This window comes from Kitasatospora sp. GP30 (genome assembly GCF_029892145.1).
Lineage (GTDB): Bacteria > Actinomycetota > Actinomycetes > Streptomycetales > Streptomycetaceae > Kitasatospora > Kitasatospora acidiphila.
On the sequence record NZ_JARZAH010000001.1, the window covers coordinates 300,936 to 320,340 of the forward strand.

11 protein-coding genes are annotated in these 19,405 nt (G+C 73.8%); 10 read left to right on the forward strand and 1 reads right to left on the reverse strand.

Translation table 11 applies throughout. The features are described from left to right. Positions 1 to 167 precede the first annotated feature (167 nt). Positions 168 to 2,504 (reverse strand): DEAD/DEAH box helicase, encoded by a 2,337-nt coding sequence (locus tag P3T35_RS01460; protein ID WP_280703966.1) that lies wholly within the window; start codon positions 2,502 to 2,504, stop codon positions 168 to 170. A 269-nt stretch (positions 2,505 to 2,773) separates the two neighbouring features. On the opposite strand from P3T35_RS01460, the gene P3T35_RS01465 reads away from it, so the two are divergent. The 10 genes from P3T35_RS01465 to P3T35_RS01510 all read left to right on the forward strand — a co-directional run bounded on the left by P3T35_RS01465 (position 2,774) and on the right by P3T35_RS01510 (position 19,344). Further along, on the forward strand, positions 2,774 to 3,115 hold the full coding sequence (locus P3T35_RS01465; protein ID WP_101380996.1) for an STAS domain-containing protein: 342 nt from the start codon (positions 2,774 to 2,776) through the stop codon (positions 3,113 to 3,115). Positions 3,116 to 3,291: 176 nt separating this feature from the next. Then, entirely contained in the window at positions 3,292 to 3,711 is a 420-nt protein-coding gene (locus P3T35_RS01470; protein ID WP_101380997.1) for an ATP-binding protein, read from the forward strand. Positions 3,712 to 4,321: 610 nt separating this feature from the next. Beyond that, positions 4,322 to 6,673, forward strand: coding sequence for a sodium-translocating pyrophosphatase (locus P3T35_RS01475; RefSeq protein WP_180356494.1), 2,352 nt, complete (start codon positions 4,322 to 4,324; stop codon positions 6,671 to 6,673). 230 nt (positions 6,674 to 6,903) lie between these two features. Continuing rightward, on the forward strand, positions 6,904 to 7,758 hold the full coding sequence (locus P3T35_RS01480; protein ID WP_101380999.1) for a hypothetical protein: 855 nt from the start codon (positions 6,904 to 6,906) through the stop codon (positions 7,756 to 7,758). A 120-nt stretch (positions 7,759 to 7,878) separates the two neighbouring features. Continuing rightward, positions 7,879 to 9,411 carry a class I SAM-dependent methyltransferase gene (locus P3T35_RS01485; RefSeq protein WP_101381000.1) on the forward strand — a complete coding sequence of 511 codons (1,533 nt, stop codon included), beginning with the start codon at positions 7,879 to 7,881 and terminating at the stop codon, positions 9,409 to 9,411. A gap of 196 nt (positions 9,412 to 9,607) precedes the next feature. Next, positions 9,608 to 10,069, forward strand: coding sequence for a hypothetical protein (locus P3T35_RS01490; protein WP_101381001.1), 462 nt, complete (start codon positions 9,608 to 9,610; stop codon positions 10,067 to 10,069). Positions 10,070 to 10,487: 418 nt separating this feature from the next. Then, entirely contained in the window at positions 10,488 to 13,370 is a 2,883-nt protein-coding gene (gene topA, locus P3T35_RS01495) for a type I DNA topoisomerase (protein ID WP_101381002.1), read from the forward strand. A gap of 115 nt (positions 13,371 to 13,485) precedes the next feature. Beyond that, positions 13,486 to 16,659, forward strand: coding sequence for a dTMP kinase (tmk, locus tag P3T35_RS01500; RefSeq protein WP_101381003.1), 3,174 nt, complete (start codon positions 13,486 to 13,488; stop codon positions 16,657 to 16,659). Between the two features lie 130 nt (positions 16,660 to 16,789). Then, positions 16,790 to 18,007: a DNA polymerase III subunit delta' gene (locus P3T35_RS01505; RefSeq protein ID WP_101381004.1), complete on the forward strand. Its 1,218-nt coding sequence runs from the start codon at positions 16,790 to 16,792 to the stop codon at positions 18,005 to 18,007. Positions 18,008 to 18,294: 287 nt separating this feature from the next. After that, positions 18,295 to 19,344 carry a hypothetical protein gene (locus tag P3T35_RS01510; protein WP_143676838.1) on the forward strand — a complete coding sequence of 350 codons (1,050 nt, stop codon included), beginning with the start codon at positions 18,295 to 18,297 and terminating at the stop codon, positions 19,342 to 19,344. Positions 19,345 to 19,405 lie beyond the last annotated feature (61 nt).

Below are 19,405 nucleotides of genomic sequence, written 5' to 3' on the forward strand. Positions count from 1 at the left end.
GCTCGGCGGACCGTCCGTGTGCCCGGGCGGGCCGGCTAACCGGCGGAACCGTCGCCGGCCTCCGTACCCCCTGGCTCGGCAGTCCCTCCCACCCCCGGGCTCTCCCCTGCCTCCACACTCCCGCCCGCCTCCACGCCCGCTCCTGCCTCCGCGCCGCCCCCGGCCCGCTACGTGCTCTCGGCATCGTCCGCCGGCGCACCGGCGAGCAGTGCACTGAGCAGGCGGACCGCGCCGGCCTTGTCCAGCGGATCGTTCCCGTTGCCGCACTTGGGCGACTGCACGCAGGACGGGCAGCCTCGGGCGCACTCGCAGGCTCGGATGGCGTCCCGGGTCGCGGTCAGCCAGCGCGCCGCGTGGCGGAAGCCGTGCTCGGCGAAGCCGGCGCCGCCCGGATGGCCGTCGTAGACGAAGACCGTGGGCAGCAGAGTGTCCGGGTGCAGCGGAACCGAGACGCCGCCGATGTCCCACCGGTCGCAGGTGGCGAACAGCGGCAGCAGGCCGATCGAGGCGTGCTCGGCGGCGTGCGCGGCACCGGGCAACTGGTCGAACGGGATCACCGCGTCCAGCAGCTGGTCCTCAGTGACGGTCCACCAGACCGCCCTGGTGCGCAGGGTCCTGGGCGGCAGGTCGAGTTTGGTCTCGCCGAGTACCTCACCGGTGGCGATGCGCTTGCGCAGGTAGCCCACCACCTGGTTGACCACCTCGACCGAGCCGAAGTTCAGGGTGCCCTCGCCCCACGCCACGGTCTGCTCGGTGGACATGACGGAGATGGAGGTGATGTCCCGGGCGGCGGTGGTGTAGGAGGGGTTGGCAGCGGAGACCAGGGCGACCGAGTGCTCCAGGTCCAGCTCGCGCACCAGGTAGCTGCGGCCCTGGTGGAGGTGGACGGCGCCGGTGTGCACGGTGGTGTGCGCGGCATCGGCGTCCACGGTGCCCAGCAGCCGCCCGGTGGACTCCTCGACGATCTGCACCGGTGCCCCGCCGGTGCCCCGCAGATCGACGGCATCGGCCGCGCGTTCCCGTCTGGTCCAGTACCAGGCGCCGTCCGCCCGGCGACGCAGCAGCCCTCGCCGTTCCAGTACCGGCAGCAGTGCGGCGGCGTTTGGGCCGAACAGTTCGACGTCCGCGTCGGTGAGGGGCAGTTCGGCGGCGGCGGCGCACAGGTGGGGGGCCAGGACGTGCGGGTTGTCCGGGTCCAGAACGGTGGCCTCGACCGGCCGGGCGAACAGGGCTTCGGGGTGGTGGACCAGGTAGGTGTCCAGCGGGTCGTCACGGGCGATCAGGACGGCCAGCGCGCCCTGGGCCTCGCGGCCGGCCCGCCCGGCCTGCTGCCAGAGCGAGGCCCGGGTGCCTGGGTAGCCGGCCAGCAGGACGGCGTCCAGGCCGGACACGTCGATGCCGAGTTCCAGAGCGGAGGTGGAGGCCAGGCCGAGCAGCCGCCCCGAGTACAGATCGCGCTCCAGCGCCCGGCGTTCCTCGGGCAGGTAGCCGCCGCGGTAGGCGGCCACCCGGTTGGCCAGCTGCGGCTCCAGGTTGTCCTGGGCCTGCAGCGCGACCAACTCCGCGGCGCGGCGGGAGCGGACGAACGCCACCGTGCGGGTGCCGGCCGTCACCAGGTCGGTGAGCAGGTAGGCGGCCTCGGCGGTGGCGGTCCGCCGCACCGGCGCGCCCTGCTCGCCGACGTGCTCGGTCAGCGGGGGCTCCCAGAGGGCGAAGACCATCTGGCCGCGCGGTGAGGCGTCCTCGGTCACCGCGTGGGCGGGTAGGCCGGTGAGGCGTTCGGCGGTCGCCGCCGGGTCGGCCGTGGTCGCGGAGGCCAGCAGGAACGCCGGGTCGGCGCCGTAGCGCCGGCAGACCCGGCGCAGTCGGCGCAGTACCTGGGCGACATGGGAGCCGAAGACGCCGCGGTAGCTGTGGCACTCGTCCACCACCACATAGCGCAGCGTCTTGAGGAAGGAGGACCAGCGCGGGTGCGCGGGCAGGATGCTCCGGTGCAGCATGTCCGGGTTGGTCAGCACATAGGAGGCGTACTGGCGGACCCACTCGCGCTCCTGCGGCGGGGTGTCGCCGTCGTACAGCGCGGCGCGCACCCGCTCGGGAGCCAGCTCGGTGGCCCGGCGGCGCTGGTCGGCGGCGAGCGCCTTGGTCGGGGCCAGGTAGAGGGCGGTCGAGCCGCGGCCGTTGGGCGCCTCGGTGCCGGTCAGCAGCTCGCTGAGCACGGGCGCCAGATATCCGAGCGACTTGCCTGAGGCGGTTCCTGTGGCGATCACCACAGTTTGGCCTGCTTTGGCCAAATTCATCGCCTCGACCTGGTGGGTCCAGGGCCGGCGGATGCCGAGGTCCAGCGCGGCGGCACGAATCTCGGGACGGATCGATTCGGGCCAAGGGGCGTGGCGTCCCTGGCGCGCGGGGAGATGCTCCGTATGGGTGAGTCGGTCCGAGCGGCCCCGGCTGGCGACCAGGAGGTCGAGCTGGGCCTCGGGCGGGCGGTGGCTGGGCGGCATGGAGACCCAGTGTGTCACCGGAGTGACGGAGAATCGCCGCAAGCCATCGTGCGGGCATGGTGCCAAGTGGTTGAATGAGGCGGTGGCGGCCAGTTGGCCGGACCGGCAGCCTCTGGGCCGGTTGCTCGACCATGCGGTGGAGACCGTTCATACGGTGGAGACCGGCGGTGGAGACCGTCTGGGCGGGATCGGTGGTTTCGGCTGCCGGTGCGTCCGGCTCGCCGTAGAGAACGCAATGTGACCTAGCAAGGCAAGGTGCTGGAGGTTCCGTGGACCTGACCCTGTCGACCGAAACCGTAGGCGACCGCACGGTCGTCCGGGTTGGTGGCGAGATTGATGTGTACACCGCCCCGAAGCTTCGCGAGCAGCTGGTCGAGCTCGTCAATGACGGCAGCTACCACTTGGTCGTCGACATGGAGGGTGTGGACTTCCTGGACTCGACCGGTCTGGGTGTCCTGGTGGGCGGCTTGAAGCGGGTCCGGGCGCACGAGGGCTCGTTGCGCCTGGTCTGCACCCAGGAGCGCATCCTCAAGATCTTCCGGATCACCGGTCTGACCAAGGTGTTCCCGATCCACACCTCGGTCGAGGACGCCGTCCAGGCGACTGACTGATCCGGCGTGGCCCGGACCGCCCGCCGTCGTGCGGGCGGCCCGGGTCCGTTCGCTGCCCTGGACCAGCCCCGGACGGTCGGGCGTGCCAGCGGCTCCGAGTAGGCGGCTGTCGCCGCCGTCCCGGGTCGGTCCGACGCTCGGTACGCCTGAGTGCGGGGAAACCCCGAGAGGGAGAGATGGCAACCGTCGAACTGCGCTTCAGCGCCCTTCCCGAACACGTGCGGACCGCACGACTGGTGGCGGCCGCAGTGGCCAGACGCGCCGGTGTGGACGAGTCGGCTCTCGACGAGGTGCGCCTGGCGGTCGGTGAGGCCTGCTCGCGCGCCGTCGGGCTGCACCAGCAGGGCGGCGTGGGCGGTGCCGTGCGGGTGGCGCTGATCGATCAGGAGAAGCGTTTCATCATCGAGGTCGGCGATGGTGCCGGCGAGCACAGTGAGCTTGCCGCGTCTGCCGACGGCGGTGCCGCCGAGGGCGGCGACGCGAGCGATGACGCCCTGGGCCTGGCGGTGATCACCGGCCTGGTGGAGGAAGTCGAGGTGGGCCGCGACGACGACGGCGGCCTGATCCGCATGAGCTGGCCGATCAACCCGGCCTGAGCCCGGATCAACCCGAAGCCTGAGCCCCGATCGCCTGATCTGATCATTGGTCAGTGCTGCCCGGTCCCATTGGGCCTGATGGCGCGCCAGCGATCTGTGGTGCCACCGACCGGTGCTGATGCACCCGGCGAACTCTGATGCATCCGGCGAATTCTGGCGTGCTCGGTGAGCTCTGGCGAGCCCAGGAATTCGCGCGCTCCTGGTGAATTCTGAGGCGATCGGACAATCCCGTGGTGGCCGGACGGTCCCGGGATAGCCGGGTAATCCCGGGATGGCCGGACAATCCCGTGGTGGCCGGATAACCCCGGGGTCCCGGCGAGGCAGCTGCAAACCCAGGGCTACCGGCCGCCACCCATGATTCTTTTTTCTGCGCCGTCCACGGTCTATTTGAATCCCCTGCGGATTCCTACACTCACTCGTGGATACCCGGTCGGGGCGGGGCGGTCCGGCCCGTCCCGGTCGTCCTCGTCCCGGTCGCCTGTGCCACCAGAGCCAGCAGCGCACCGTCCGGACCGGCCGGTGCGCCGGCCGTCGGGGAGGACGCATGGCGGGATTCACACTCGACTCGGCACCGGAATTCGGATCAGGGGCACCGGTGCGCCCACAAATCATGAACATTCTGGCCGACGGTTCCGGTGGTGGCGCGGTGCTCACCGGTGGAAACCGGATTGTGCTCCTGGTGATCGCACTGATCGCCGTCGCCGCGCTCGGCGTGGCCTTTCTGTTGGTGCGTCAGGTGCTCGCGGCCGATGCCGGAACCCCGGCGATGCGGCGGATCGCCGCGGCGGTCCAGGAAGGCGCCAATGCCTACCTCGCCCGCCAGTTCCGCACCCTGACGGTCTTCGCGACCGGCGCCTTCTTCCTGCTGATGCTGCTGCCCGCCGACAACTGGTCGCAGCGCCTGGGACGTTCGCTGTTCTTCCTGGTCGGCGCGGCGTTCTCGGCCGCCACCGGCTACCTGGGCATGTGGCTGGCCGTCCGGGCCAACGTACGGGTGGCGTCGGTGGCACGCGGAGTGATGGATGGTCAGGAGCGGTCGGCCCAGCGTGGCGCGATGCGGATCGCCTTCCGCACCGGCGGTGTGGTCGGCATGTGCACCGTGGGCCTGGGCCTGCTCGGTGCGGCCGTCGTGGTGCTGGTCTACCGCGCGGACGCGCCGCGGGTGTTGGAGGGCTTCGGGTTCGGTGCCGCGCTGCTCGCGATGTTCATGCGGGTCGGCGGCGGCATCTTCACCAAGGCGGCCGACGTCGGCGCCGACCTGGTCGGCAAGGTCGAGCAGGGCATACCGGAGGACGACCCGCGCAATGCGGCCACCATCGCCGACAACGTCGGTGACAACGTGGGCGACTGCGCGGGCATGGCGGCCGACCTGTTCGAGTCCTATGCGGTGACCCTGGTGGCGGCGCTGGTGCTGGGCCGGGCGGTGTTCGGCGACGCCGGTCTGGTGCTGCCGCTGATCGTCCCCGGGATCGGGGTGCTCACGGCGGTGCTGGGCATCGTCGCGGTCGCCCCGCGCGAGCGGGACCGCGGCGGCATGACCGCGATCAACCGGGGTTTCTTCCTCTCCGCAGCGGTCTCACTGGTGCTGGTGGCAGTGGCGGCGTTCACGGTGTTGCCGTCCGGCTTCGGCGGCCTGCGCCACGTGCCGTCCGCGATCGCCGCCCATCGCGGCGACCCCCGGCTGTTCGCGCTGTTCGCCGTGCTGATCGGGATCGTGCTGGCGGTGCTGATCCAGCAGCTGACCGGCTACTTCACCGAGACCTCCCGGCGCCCGGTGCGCGATGTCGGACGCAGCTCGCTGACCGGCCCGGCCACCGTGGTGCTGTCCGGGGTCTCGCTGGGCCTGGAGTCGGCGGTGTATTCGGCGGCGCTGATAGGTGCCGCGGTCTACGGCTGCTACCTGCTGGCCGGCGGCTCGATCGTGCTGGCGCTGTTCGCCGTCGCGCTGGCCGGCACCGGGCTGCTGACCACGGTCGGTGTGATCGTGGCGATGGACACCTTCGGCCCGGTGTCGGACAACGCCCAGGGCATCGCTGAGATGTCCGGGGAGGTGACGGGTGCCGGCGCCCGGGTGCTGACCGAGCTGGACGCGGTGGGCAACACCACCAAGGCGATCACCAAGGGCATCGCGATCGCCACCGCCGTGCTCGCGGCCACCGCGCTGTTCGGCTCGTTCACCGACGCGATCGGCGAGGCGGTGGCCAGCGCGGGCGGTACCGCCGTGATCGGCAGCCCGGCCGGGCTGAGCCTGGACATCTCGCAGCCCAACAACCTGGTCGGCCTGCTGCTGGGCGCGGCGGTGGTCTTCCTCTTCTCCGGACTGGCCGTCAATGCGGTGTCCCGCTCGGCGGGTTCGGTGGTCTTCGAGGTCCGCCGGCAGTTCCGCGACCACCCCGGGATCATGGACGGCAGTGAGACCCCCGAGTACGGCAAGGTCGTCGACATCTGCACCCGGGACGCGCTGCGCGAGCTGGCCACCCCGGGCCTGCTCGCGGTGCTGGCACCGATCGCGGTGGGCTTCGGCCTCGGCGTCGGCGCGCTCGGGAGCTACCTCGCGGGGGCGATCAGCGCGGGCACGCTGATGGCGGTCTTCCTCGCCAACTCCGGCGGCGCCTGGGACAACGCCAAGAAGCTGGTGGAGGACGGCGCGCACGGCGGCAAGGGCAGCGAGGCGCACGCGGCCACGGTGATCGGCGACACGGTCGGCGACCCGTTCAAGGACACCGCCGGCCCAGCGATCAACCCGCTGCTCAAGGTGATGAACCTGGTCTCGCTGCTGATCGCACCGGCGATCGTGAGGTTCAGCTACGGCGCCCACGCCAGTGCGGGGCTGCGCGGTGCGATCGCCGCGGTGGCGGTGCTGCTGGTGGTGGGCGCGGTGTACGCGTCCAAGCGGCGCACCGTGGATGTGGCGGGGCAGGCCCCGGCCGGCAGCGCGGTCGCCGCCGAGGCGGGCGGCTGAGCCCACCGGTCACCCCCCGAAGGCTGAGCACACCGGTCCACCGAAGACGGTCGGCCCCTGGCGCGGTCCTCGCGCTGGGGGCCGACCCGTATCCGAACCCTGCTCAAGCCCCTGCTCAGCCCGTGCCCCAGACCCGTTCGGCGGGAACCGATCCAGCGGGCGGACTCGTCGGGGAGGGGTGTCGGGTAGGTTCACTCGGGACCGATGGCGACTGACGGAGGGCTCTCCAGGTGGACGGGCGACTACTGGTGGACGGCGAGCGGAACGGAGCGCGGCGCTTCCGGCCGGGCAGCGCGGGCCGAGTGCTCGCCCTGCCGCTGCTCGGGGCGTTGCTCGCCACCGGTGCGGCGGCCTGCACCGACAGCAGCAGCGACAACAGCAAGGCGCTCGACGGTTGGGCCCAGCAGGTCTGCGACGGGCTGCGCGACCCGGTCGCCCAGTCCCGCGCGGCCCTGGACGATACCGCCCAGGTCAAGCAGAACGAGTCCGCGGCCGACCTGCAGAAGCGGCTGTCCGGCGACCTCGGCCAGCTCAGCACCAGCAACCAGCAGATTGCCGATGCGATGAGCAAGGCGGGAGCCCCGAAGGTCGCCAACGGCGCCGGGGTGCAGCAGGATGCGGTCAACGAGCTGCACCAGGCCTCCCAGGGCTTCAAGGACGTGCAGCAGAAGCTCACCGCGCTGCCGACCAACGACCAGGGGAAGTTCGCGGACGGCCTGAAGAGCATCGGCGACCAGGCGCAGCAGCTGGCCAAGCTGTCGAACACTGCGATGACCACGGTGCAGACCGGCGACCTGGGCAAGGCGTTCGCCCGCCAGCCCGGCTGCCGGGCCGCGGCGGACGCTTCGGGCAGCCCGGCGCCGAACGCGGCTCCGTCCGGCAGCGGCTCGCCGGCCGCCTCGACCGGTGCCTCCCCGGGCGCCCCGTCCAGCGGCAGCCCGGCAGCGGGCGGCTCCCCGTCCGGTTCCCCGAGTGGCAGCCCGAGCGCGGGTGGCTCCCCGAGCGGGAGCGGCAGCCCGAACGCCGGCGGCAGCCCGAGCGGGGGTGGCAGCGGCTCCCCGGGCGGGTCCGCCTCGCCGAGCTGACGCGAACCGCCGAGCTGACGCGAACCGCCGGGCTGACGGAACCGCCGAACTGAGGCGCACCGCCGACCGTGTCGCGCCCCGGCAGGCGGCAGCGGCCCCGGCAGGCGGGAGAATGGGCGGGTGACCACGCTTCCCACCCCGGATCCCGCCCGTCTCGCCCGCCTGCGGGAGGCGCTGCTGACCGCCTCCTACACCGCTGACGGCTGCCTCGACCTGCTCGGCCCGACCGGCTACGCGGCGCTGGCCCGCAACGAGGCGGTGCCGGCGCTTCGCGCGACCAGGGGCGGTACGCCGCTCGAGACGCTGATCCGGCTGTTCCTGCTGCAGCAGCCGGCCTCGTTCGCGGCAGCCGCGGCGGCCCTGCCGGTCGAGGACTGCCTGATCGACGGCTGGCTGACGGCCGACGGCGGTCTGGTCCGGGCCACGGTGGACGTGCGCCCGTACGCCAACGAGGTGGCCGGCCTGGACAGCGCCGACGCCTGGGTGGTCTCCGACCTCGGCTGCGCGGTCGGCGGCGCGGGCGGGATCGGTGGCGGCGGCAGCGCGGCGGGCGTGCCGCGCCGCGAACTGGTGCTCGGGGTCGGCGGGGCCTCCACCACGCTGGCCAACCTGGCGGTCCGCCGCCCGGTCCGGTCGGTGCTCGACCTGGGCACCGGTTCCGGCGTCCAGGCGCTGCACGCGGCCCGGCACGCCCAGCGGGTGACCGCGACCGACCTCAACCCGCGGGCCCTGGCCTTCGCCCGGCTCACCCTGGCGCTCTCCGGCTTCGACCACGTCGAGACCGTCGAGGGCAGCCTGTTCGAGCCGGTCGGCCAGCAGAAGTTCGACCTGATCGTCTCCAACCCGCCGTTCGTGATCTCCCCCGGCAGCCGGTTCGTCTACCGGGACGGCGGCATGGCCGGCGACGACCTCTGCCGCAGCCTGGTGCGGTCCGCCGCTGCGCACCTGGAGGCCGGCGGCTACTGCCAGCTGCTGGCCAACTGGCAGCACGTCAAGGGCGAGGACTGGCACGACCGGCTGGCCGGCTGGGTGGCCGGCACCGGTCTGGACGCCTGGGTGGTCCAGCGCGAGGTGCAGGACGTGGCACAGTACGCGGAACTCTGGCTCCGCGACGGCGGCGACCACCTGGCCGGCCGGGAGGCCTATGAGGCCCGCTACAACGAGTGGCTGGACGCCTTCGAGGCGGCGGGCGTGGAGGGCATCGGCTTCGGCTGGATCACGCTGCGCAACTCCGGCGCCGAGCAGCCGGCCGTGCGCATCGAGGAGTGGCCGCACCCGGTCGAGCAGCCGCTCGGCCCGCACATCGAGCGGTGGTTCGCCCGCCAGGACTTCCTGCGCGAGCACGACGACGCGGCGCTGCTCGCCGCCCGCTACCTGCTGGCCGACGAGGTGGTCCAGGAGCAGGTGGGCGCGCCGGGCGCGGAGGATCCGGAGCACGTGGTGCTGCGGCAGGGCCGGGGAATGCGCCGGGCCACCAAGGTCGACACGGTGGGCGCCGGGTTCGCCGGGGTCTGCGACGGCTCGCTGGCGGCCGGGGACATCGTGGACGCGATCGCCCGACTGCTGGACGAGGACGGGTCCGGGCTGCGCGACCGGGTGCCCGAGTCGCTGCGGCTGCTGGTCGAGCAGGGCTTCATCGAGCCCGCCGTGTGAGGCAGCCCGCCGTCTGGGGCAGCGCGCAGTCTGACGCTGCTCCCGGCCCGGGGAGCAGCGTTCACCCAGTCGTGACCCCCCGTTTCCCTGGCGGACCCGGGGCCTCCGCCTCCGGTTGTCCCCGGCTTGCCAGGCTGCCCGGAGATTCCAGGCTGCCCGGTGATCCTCCCGGGGAGCAGGTGAGGGGGAGAGACAGGTGGCTGCGGAGCCGGCGACGGTCGCAGGGGGCGTACTGGTGCTCTTCGGAGGCGCACTGTTGTTCTGGTGCGCGGCGGAGTTGCGCCTGCGCCACCGGCTGCGCCGGAACGGCGTCCCCGTGACCGCCCTGGTGGTGCCGGACACCACCCAGGGGCAGGTGGCGGACCCGGCGCCGCTGCTCTCCTACGCCACGCTGCCCGCCCTGGTGGCTCCCGGTGAGCCGGCCGAGGCCGCCGTGGTGCTGTCCCGCCCGCGCGGCACCACCACGCTGAGCCGGCCGGTCGGACTGCTGCCGGGCAGCTCGGTGCGGGTCTGCTACGACCCGCGCCGCCCGGCCCGCGTGGTGCTGACCGGCCTGGGTACCGCGGCCTCGCTGCCGATTGACGTCTTCTGGACGGTGCTCGGCACCAGCTCCCTGGCGGGCGGGCTGAGCCTGCTGGCCACCGCGCTGCGGCGCTGATCCGCCCGCGCCGATCTCCCGACGCGCCTCCTCCGCCGACGCGGACAGCCGGCTCGGACAGTTGCCGACTCGGACGGACGGTCATCCTCCGCCGGCTCGGACAGTACGGCCGAACTCGGCCGGCGCGGTCGGCCGCCGTGTCCTGAATCGACCGGTTCCCGCCGCCACGACCGGGTTTCTGACCCGGTCAAAGGGATAACCGCGCGGCGGAAACGTCCATCATCGGGTTACCGTTCGAGTGGCGTCGGTCGGCCTTGCCGGTGAAAAAGCGGGATCCGTCCGTTTGACAAGGGTGACCAGGGTACGGTCACACTCCGCTGGTGGGGTCGTCGCATGGCGGTGGCCCAGGCGGTGGTGTGCCGGGCGTCGGCCATCCGTCGGCCAGCACACAGGAAGCGACCGGAAGAGAAGAGCGAAGGTGTCCCCGAGCAGCGAGACCGCGCAGGGCGGGAAGCGACTCGTCATTGTCGAGTCGCCCGCCAAGGCGAAGACGATCAAGGGCTACCTCGGCCCCGGCTACATCGTCGAGGCGAGCGTCGGGCACATCCGCGACCTGCCGAAGACGGCAGCCGAAGTGCCGGACAAGTACACCGGCGAGCTGCGCCGGCTCGGGGTGGACGTCGAGCACGACTTCACCCCCATCTACGTGGTCAGCGCCGAGAAGAAGGCCCAGGTCACCAAGCTCAAGCAGCTGCTCGCGGAGTCCGACGAGCTCTTCCTCGCCACCGATGAGGACCGCGAGGGCGAGGCGATCGCCTGGCACCTGCAGGAGGTGCTCAAGCCCAAGGTGCCGGTCAAGCGGATGGTCTTCCACGAGATCACCAAGTCCGCCATCCAGGAGGCGGTGGCCAACCCGCGCGAGCTGAACCAGCGTCTGGTCGATGCCCAGGAGACCCGCCGGATCCTCGACCGGCTGTACGGCTACGAGGTCTCCCCGGTGCTCTGGAAGAAGGTCATGCCGAGCCTGTCGGCGGGCCGGGTGCAGTCCGTGGCGACCCGCCTGGTGGTCGAGCGGGAGCGCGAGCGGATCGCCTTCACCTCGGCCTCCTACTGGGACCTGGTCGCCGTCTTCGGTACCGGCCGAACCCCGGCCGACTCCGCCAACCCGGAGACCTTCGGCGCCCGGCTGTCCAGTGTCGACGGCAGGCGGATCGCCAGCGGCCGCGACTTCGGCCAGGACGGTCAGCTGAAGGCCGCCAACACCCTGCACCTGGACGAGACGGCCGCCCGCGCGCTGGCCGCCGCCCTGGAGCGCACCGCGTTCGGCGTGCGCAGCGTCGAGTCCAAGCCGTACCGCCGCTCGCCCTACGCGCCGTTCCGCACCACCACGCTGCAGCAGGAGGCCAGCCGCAAGCTGGGCTTCGGCGCCAAGCGGACCATGCAGGTGGCCCAGAAGCTGTACGAGAACGGCTTCATCACCTATATGCGTACCGACTCCACCACGCTCTCCGAGACCGCGGTGACCGCGGCCCGCGCCCAGGTGACCCAGCTGTACGGCGCCGACTACCTGCCGGACGCCCCCCGGGTCTACGCCAGCAAGGTCAAGAACGCCCAGGAGGCGCACGAGGCGATCCGCCCGTCCGGCGACCGCTTCCGCACCCCGGCCGAGACCGGCCTGAGCGGCGACGACTTCAAGCTGTACGAGCTGATCTGGATGCGCACCGTCGCCTCCCAGATGAAGGACGCGGTCGGTCAGTCCGTCACCGTGCGGGTCGGTGGCACGGCCGCTGACGGGCGGGACGTCGAGTTCTCGGCCTCCGGCAAGATCATCACCTTCCACGGCTTCCTCAAGGCCTACGTCGAGGGCGCCGACGACCCCAACGCCGAGCTGGACGACCGCGAGCGCCGGCTGCCGCAGGTGTCCCAGGGCGACCCGCTGGCCGCCGAGCAGCTCACCCCGGAGGGCCACGCGACCAAGCCGCCGGCCCGCTACACCGAGGCCTCGCTGGTCAAGGAGCTGGAGGACCGGGAGATCGGCCGGCCCTCGACCTACGCGTCGATCATCGACACCATCATCAACCGCCGCTACGTCTTCAAGAAGGGCACGGCCCTGGTGCCGTCCTTCCTCTCGTTCGCGGTGGTGAACCTGCTGGAGAAGCACTTCGGCCGGCTGGTCGACTACGACTTCACCGCGAAGATGGAGGACGACCTCGACCGGATCGCCGCCGGCCAGGCCGAGTCGGTGCCGTGGCTGAAGCGCTTCTACTTCGGCGAGGGCGAGGGCGCCGGCGGTGCCGCCGAGGCCGGCAACGGCGACGGCGACCACCTGGGCGGCCTCAAGGAGCTGGTCACCGACCTGGGCGCGATCGACGCCCGGGAGATCAGCTCGTTCAAGCTGAGCGACGAGATCACCCTGCGGGTCGGCCGCTACGGCCCGTACGTCGAGAAGGCCTCGGCCGAGGCCGACCAGCCCGGCCAGCGCGCCGACATCCCGGACGAGCTGCCGCCGGACGAGCTGACCGTGGAGCTGGCCGAGGAGCTGCTGGCCAAGCCGAGCGGCGACTACGAGCTCGGCCACGACCCGGAGACCGGCCACATGCTGGTCGCCAAGGACGGCCGTTACGGTCCGTACGTCACCGAGGTGCTGCCCGAGGGCACCCCGAAGACCGGCAAGAACGCGGTCAAGCCGCGCACCGCCTCGCTCTTCAAGACGATGTCGCTGGACACCGTCACCCTGGAGGACGCGCTGCGGCTGCTGGCGCTGCCCCGGGTGGTCGGCACCGACCCCGAGGGCGTGGAGATCACCGCGCAGAACGGCCGCTACGGGCCGTACCTGAAGAAGGGGACCGACTCGCGCTCGCTGACCAGCGAGGAGCAGCTCTTCACGGTCACCCTGGAGGAGGCGCTGGCGATCTACGCCCAGCCCAAGCAGCGCGGCCGGGCCGCCGCCGCCCCGCCGCTGCGCGAGCTGGGCACCGACCCGGTCAGCGAGCGGCCGGTGGTGGTCAAGGACGGCCGGTTCGGCCCGTACGTGACCGATGGCGAGACCAATGCGACGCTCCGCAAGGACGACGACGTGGCCACCATCACCCCCGAGCGCGGCTATGAGCTGCTGGCGGAGAAGCGGGCCCGCGGGCCGGTGAAGAAGGTGGCCAAGAAGACGGTGAAGAAGACGGCCGCCAAGAAGACCACCGCGACCAAGGCCACCGCGACCAAGACGGCCGCCGCCAAGAAGACGGCGGCCAAGAAGACCACGACGGCGAAGAAGGCCACCGCCGCCAAGACCACCGCGGCGAAGAAGACGGCGACCAAGAAGGCGGCGGCCGAGAAGACCGCCGCCGAGCCTGGTCAGGAGGCCTGAACCCCGCCGGGGGCGGTGAGCTCGCTCACCGCCCCCGCGTCACAACCCGGTCATAGCCTGGCTTCACCGGGCCGTGCGCCCGTTGGCGCTCCGCCCTGCCCGCTACGCTGACCGTATGACGAGCGAGGAGCAGCCCACCCCCACTGTGCCCGTTCTCCCCGAAGTGGCGCCGGCCGGTACGCCCGGCGAGCGGGCGCGCGCCTTGCTGCGGCTGCGCCCGTACCGGCGACTGTGGGTGACCCAGCTGATCGGCGGTACCGCGGACCGGCTCGGGTTCCTGGTGCTGCTCGCACTGACCGTCACCGCCGCCGTCGCGGCCGGGCTGTTCGGTGGCGGCTACCGGGGTGCGGCCTTCGCGCTGGCCCTGGTCTTCGCCGTGCGGCTGCTGGCCGCCGGGCTGGTCGGGGTGGCGCTGCTCGGCCCGCTGCACCGGCTGCTCACCGGCCCGCTGGACCGCCGCTGGACGCTGATCGCCGCCGACGGGCTGCGCGCGGCGCTGATCGGGGTCGCGCCCTGGTGGCCGGTCTGGACCCACCAGGCGGTGCCGGTCTACGCGCTGCTGGCCACGATCTTCGTGACCGGCGCGGCCGAGCGGGTCTGGTCGGCCGCCAAGGGCGCCACCACGCCCACCCTGTTGCCGGCCGGCGATCCCTACGCGCCGCAGGCCGAGCAGCGCCCGTCGGCGGCCAACCTGGACACCGTCCGCACCATCGACATGCGGACCGGCTGGGCCACCTTGCCCCTGGCGGCGGTCGGCCTGGTCGCCTTCACCCTGCTGAACAACCTGCTGGCCGCGCTCGGCGTGGACTGGCTCCGGGCCCACCAGGTCACCTCGGCCGCGCTCGGCGCGACGCTGCTGTTCGCCGGCTCGGCCGTCCTGCTCTACCTGCAGGACCTGCCCGGCGCCCCGGCCGGGCACCGGCCCGCCTCGCCGCTGCAGGGCCTGCGGGCGCCGACCGACGCCACCCCGGGCCCGGCGCTCGGCAAGGGCCGCACCGGCTCCGCCCCGTACTTCACCTTCGCCATCGCCGCGGCCTATGCGGCGATGGCCGGCACCGCGGCGCTGGCCCTGTTCACCGCCGCCGAGCACGGCGCCGGGCCGATCGGCTACGGCCTGCTGGTGCTGGCCACCACCGGGCTGCCCTGGCTGGGCCTGCGGCTGACCAGGGTCACGCTGCCCGCGCTCTCCCGCCGCCGACTGCTCGCGGTCGGCCTGCTGACCATCGGGGCCGCACTGATCCTGGCCGGGCTGGTCTTCGACTACGTGCTGATCCTGCTGCTCACCTCGGCGGCCGCGGTGGCGGCCGGCCTGGTGATCGGGGTCGGCCGCGGGCTGCTCGCCCAGGAGGTCGAGGAGGTCCGGCTGCCGCGGGTGACCGCGCACCTCTACGCGGTGCTGCGGATGGTCGTGGGCGCCGCGCTGGTCGGCATGCCGCTGCTGGCCGCCGCCTACGGCGAGATCGACTACGGCACCCGGGCCCCCGGCAGCTTCACCTTCGTGCACGGCGGCGCCGGCATCGCGGTGGCCACGGCCGGAGTCCTCACCCTGGCGCTGGCCGGCCTGGTGCTGTTGAAGACCGACGACCAGCGCGGCACCGTGCCGTTCGGCAAGGAACTGCTGGAGGCGCTCGGCGGTGACCGCGACGTGCCGGAGCACCGGGCCACCGGCACCGGCTTCTTCATCGCGCTGGAGGGTGGCGACGGCGCCGGCAAGTCCACCCAGGCGCAGGCGCTGGCCGAGTGGATCCGCAGCAAGGGCCACGAGGTGGTGCTGACCCGGGAGCCCGGCGGCAGCCCGGTCGGGCAGCGGCTGCGCGGCCTGGTGCTGGATGTCGGCAACACCGGCTTGTCGCACCGGGCCGAGGCGCTGATCTACGCGGCCGACCGCGCCGAGCACGTGGAGAACGTGATCCGGCCGGCGCTGGCCCGCGGCGCGGTGGTGATCACCGACCGCTACATGGACTCCTCGATCGCCTACCAGGGCGCCGGCCGCGACCTGGCCGCCACCGAGGTGGCCCGGATCTCCCGCTGGGCCACCGGCGGCCTGGTGCCGGACCTGACCGTGGTGCTGGACGTCGACCCGACGCAGGCCCGCGAGCGCTTCACCGAGGCGCTGGACCGGCTGGAGAACGAGCCGATCGAGTTCCACGCCCGGGTCCGGGCCGGATTCCTGGCGCTGGCCGCCGCTGACCCGGTGCGCTACCTGGTGGTCGACGCCAGCAAGGCGCCGGCGCTGGTCACCACCGCGATCCGGCACCGGCTCGACCGCGAGCTGCCGCTCTCCGAGCAGGAGAAGGAGGCGCGGCGCGAGCAGGACCGGCAGGCCCGCGAGGAGGCCGAGCGGCGCGCCGCCGAGGAGGCCCGCAAGAAGGCCGAGGCCGAGGAGGCCGAGCGCAAGCGCCAGGAACTGCTGGAGAAGCTGCGCGCCGAGCAGACCGAGAAGGAGCGGCTGGCCCGCGAGGAGGCGGCCCGCAAGCAGGCCGAGGAGGAGCGCAAGCGCGCTGAGGAGGCCCGGGTGGCCGCCGAGGCGGCTGCTGCCGAGAAGGCGGCCCAGGAGGCCGAGCAGCGGGCCGCCGAGGAGGCGCGCCTGGCGGCCGAGGCCGCCGAGCAGGCCCGCAAGGACGCCGAGGCGCAGGCGCAGGCCGAGCTGCGGCGCCAGCGCGACGTGCAGCGCGAGGAGCAGCGGCGGCGCGCCGAGGAGGCTCTGCAGCGGGCCGAGGCGGCTCGGCAGGCGGAGGAGGCCGCCGCGGCGGCGCGGGCCGCGAACGACGCCGAGGCGGTGACCGAGGAGATGCCGATCCCGGGTGCCGATGACCTGACCGAGGAGATCTCGGAGGAGCAGCGGCAGGCGGCCGTGGCCGCCGCCGAGAAGCTGGCGGAGCAGTGCGGCGGGAAGACCGGGCAGCGCGGCGGTAAGGGCGGCGGGAAGGACGGCGGCGGGAAGGACGCGGAGGCGGCCGTGGAGCGCACGGCGGTGCTGCCCGCGGTGCCGGGCGAGGCCGCCGAGGAGCGCACGGCGGTGCTGCCGGCCGTCGGCCCGGGCAAGCTGCCGCCGGTGCGGCCGGTGGAGGAGCGGGTGCCGCCGGGCCTGTGGCGGCCCGAGCCCCCGGCCGAGGCGGTCGAGCCGCAGCGCCCGCGCCGCCCGTCCTGGGCCGAGGAGACCCCGATGGACGACCTGCCGACGCTGACCGACTCGCTGCTCGGCTCCCGCGAGGAGTGGGCCCGCTGGGAGCAGGCCGACCCGGACGAGGACGACCGCGGCGACGACGACCGCAAGCGGCGCAAGTAGCGAGGGTTCCGCGGCCCGCTCCGGCCTGTCCGGGGCGGGCCGTATGCTCGCTGGCGGAAGGCTCGAGCGGGTTGGCTCGGGCGCGAAGACCCGGCCGGTCGCGGTGCGGGCGCGGAGTGTGGGAGCAGCGGTGACCGTCTGGGACGACCTGGTGGGCCAGGAACGGGTGGTCGAGCAGCTGACCGCGGCCGCCTCGGCGGCCCGGGCCACGGTGCTCGCCGGCCGCTCCGGCGCCCCGGCCCCGGGCGCCAACGCCTCGCTGATGACGCATGCCTGGCTCTTCACCGGCCCGCCCGGTGCCGGCCAGACCACCGCGGCGCGGGCCTTCGCCGCCGCGCTCCAGTGCACCAGCCCCGACCTCGACCTGGGCGGCACGCCCGGCTGCGGGTTCTGCGAGGGCTGCCACACGGTCATGGCCGGGAGCCACGCCGATGTGAAGATCGTCCGCAGCGACGGTCTGTCGATCGGCGTCGGCGACATGCGCGAACTGGTGCTGCGGGCCTCCTCCTACCCGACCGGCGGCCGCTGGTCGGTGATCCTGATCGACGCGGCCCACCGGCTCACCGAGGCCGCGGCGAACGCGCTGCTCAAGGGCGTCGAGGAGCCCTCGCCGCGGACCGTCTGGCTGCTCTGCGCGCCGTCGGTGCAGGACACCCTGCCGACCATCCGCTCGCGCTGCCGCCACCTGGTGCTGCGCACCCCGGCGCCGGAGGCGGTGGCCGACCTGCTGGTGCGGCGGGACGGCGTGGCGCCGCAGCTGGCCGAGCAGGCGGCCCGGGCCGGCCAGGGCGACGTGGAGCGTTCGCGCCGCCTGGCGCTGGACGAGCAGGCCCGCAGCCGGCGCCTGGAGGTGCTGCGGATCCCGCTGGAGGTCGCCGACATCGGCGGCTGCCTGGCGGCCGCCCAGCGCCTGGTGGACACCGCGAAGGCGGATGCCGAGGCGCTGGCCGAGACCCGGGACGCCAAGGAGACCGAGGACCTCAAGGCGGCCTATGGCGCGGCCGAGGGCCTGGGCGGCAAGGCCCCGCGCGGCATGGCGGGCGCGGTCAAGGAGTTGGAGAAGCGGCAGAAGAGCCGGGCCACGCGGACCCGCCGGGAGACCCTGGGTACCGCCCTGCTCGACCTACTCGGCTTCTACCGGGACGTGCTGGCGCTGCAGTTCGGCTCGACCGGCGCGCTGGCCAACCAGGACCACCGGGCCGCGCTGGACCGGATCGCCGCGGCCGGCCCGCCGGAGGCCACGCTGCGTCGGATCGAGGCGGTGCTGGCCTGCCGGACGGCGCTGGACCGCAACGTCGATCCGCTGCTGGCGGTCGAGGCGATGACGATGGCGCTGCGCGCGGGCTGACGGGGCGCTGCGCGCGGACTGGCGTGCCGCCGCACGCGTGGCGGGGGCGCCGCACGCGTGGGGCGCTGCGCGCGGCGGGGTGCGGCCGCGTGGTGGGGCGCGCTTCGTCCGGTGCGCGCGGGCTGGTGGTCCGCCTCCGGTCGCTGCTCGGGTGACGGTCGCTCATTCGAGTGAACACCGTGGTCAGTGCTGCCCGGTGCGCCGCTTCCCGGGCGGCTTCTTGCACGCTGTGGAGCGAGCGCGCCGGGACCGGTCCGGCACCGAGTCCTCGCGAGGGAGTGCCCCCGATGTCCCGTCCAGTGCTGCTGGCGTCGGCCGCCGTGGTGTTGGCGGCGGGCTGCTGGCTGGCGCGGGAGGCACTCGGGCGGTGGCGCGAGGAGCGCGGGGCGCTCGCGTACGAGCTGGTGGCCGAGATGCGGCCAGTGGTGCTGCGCCTCGGCGGTGCGCTGCTCTGCGGCCTGGGGGCGACGTCGCTGGCGGTGGCCGCGCTGCTGACCGGTGATCAGCCTGCGGGCGGCACCCGCCGGCCCTCCGCCGAGTCGCCGGCCGTGCTGCCCACCCCCGAGAAGCCGCCGCCGTCCCCGAGCGCAGCTGCCGCGCCCCGCTTCACCGGCGTCGGCCACCCCGCCGAGGGGGAGCTGCTGGAGGCGGCGGTGCCCGGTGCGGACGGCAGCCCGCGCGCCGTACGGGTCTGGCTGCCCCCGCACTACGCCGACGAGCCGTCGGCCCGCTACCCCGTCCTGGTGCTGCCCGGCGCCACCCCCGGCCGGACCGCGGACGCCGAACTGCCGGACGTCTTCGACGGCCTGGCCTCGGCGATCAAGCTGGGCCGGGCCCGCCCGTTCGTGGCCGTCGCCCCCGCCGCGCCGATCGGCACCGCTCAGCCCTGCGACCCGATGGCTGACGAGGACCGGATCCGGACCGCCGTGGCCGGAGCGTTCCGTACCCTGCCGCCCGGACCGCAGGGCTGGGCCGCCCTGGGCGTGGCGGCCGGTGCGCCGTGCGCGGTGGCCGCCGAGCTGACCCACCCCGAGTTGTACGGCGCGGCGGCGGGCGTCTCCGGCCGCTACGACGCGGCGGCCCTCTCCCCGGCGGCCGGCGCCCCGTCGGGCCCGGCGCCCCGGGTGCTGCTGGCGGCGGCGAAGGACGACGCCGACGGCTTGGCGGCCGCGCACCGCCTGACCGACGCGCTGCGCACCGACCGGGGCCGGGCACCGCGCACCCAGGTGCGGATCTCCGACGCGGTGCTGGACTACACCCCCGAGCGGGAGCGGCTGCGGCTGGTCCGGCTGGCCGCCCAGTACCTGAGCGACACACTCGCCCACCCCGCGCCGTGACCCGCCCCCGTCCCGCCTGCCCCCGACCCCGACCCCGACCCTGACCCCGACCCCGACCCGC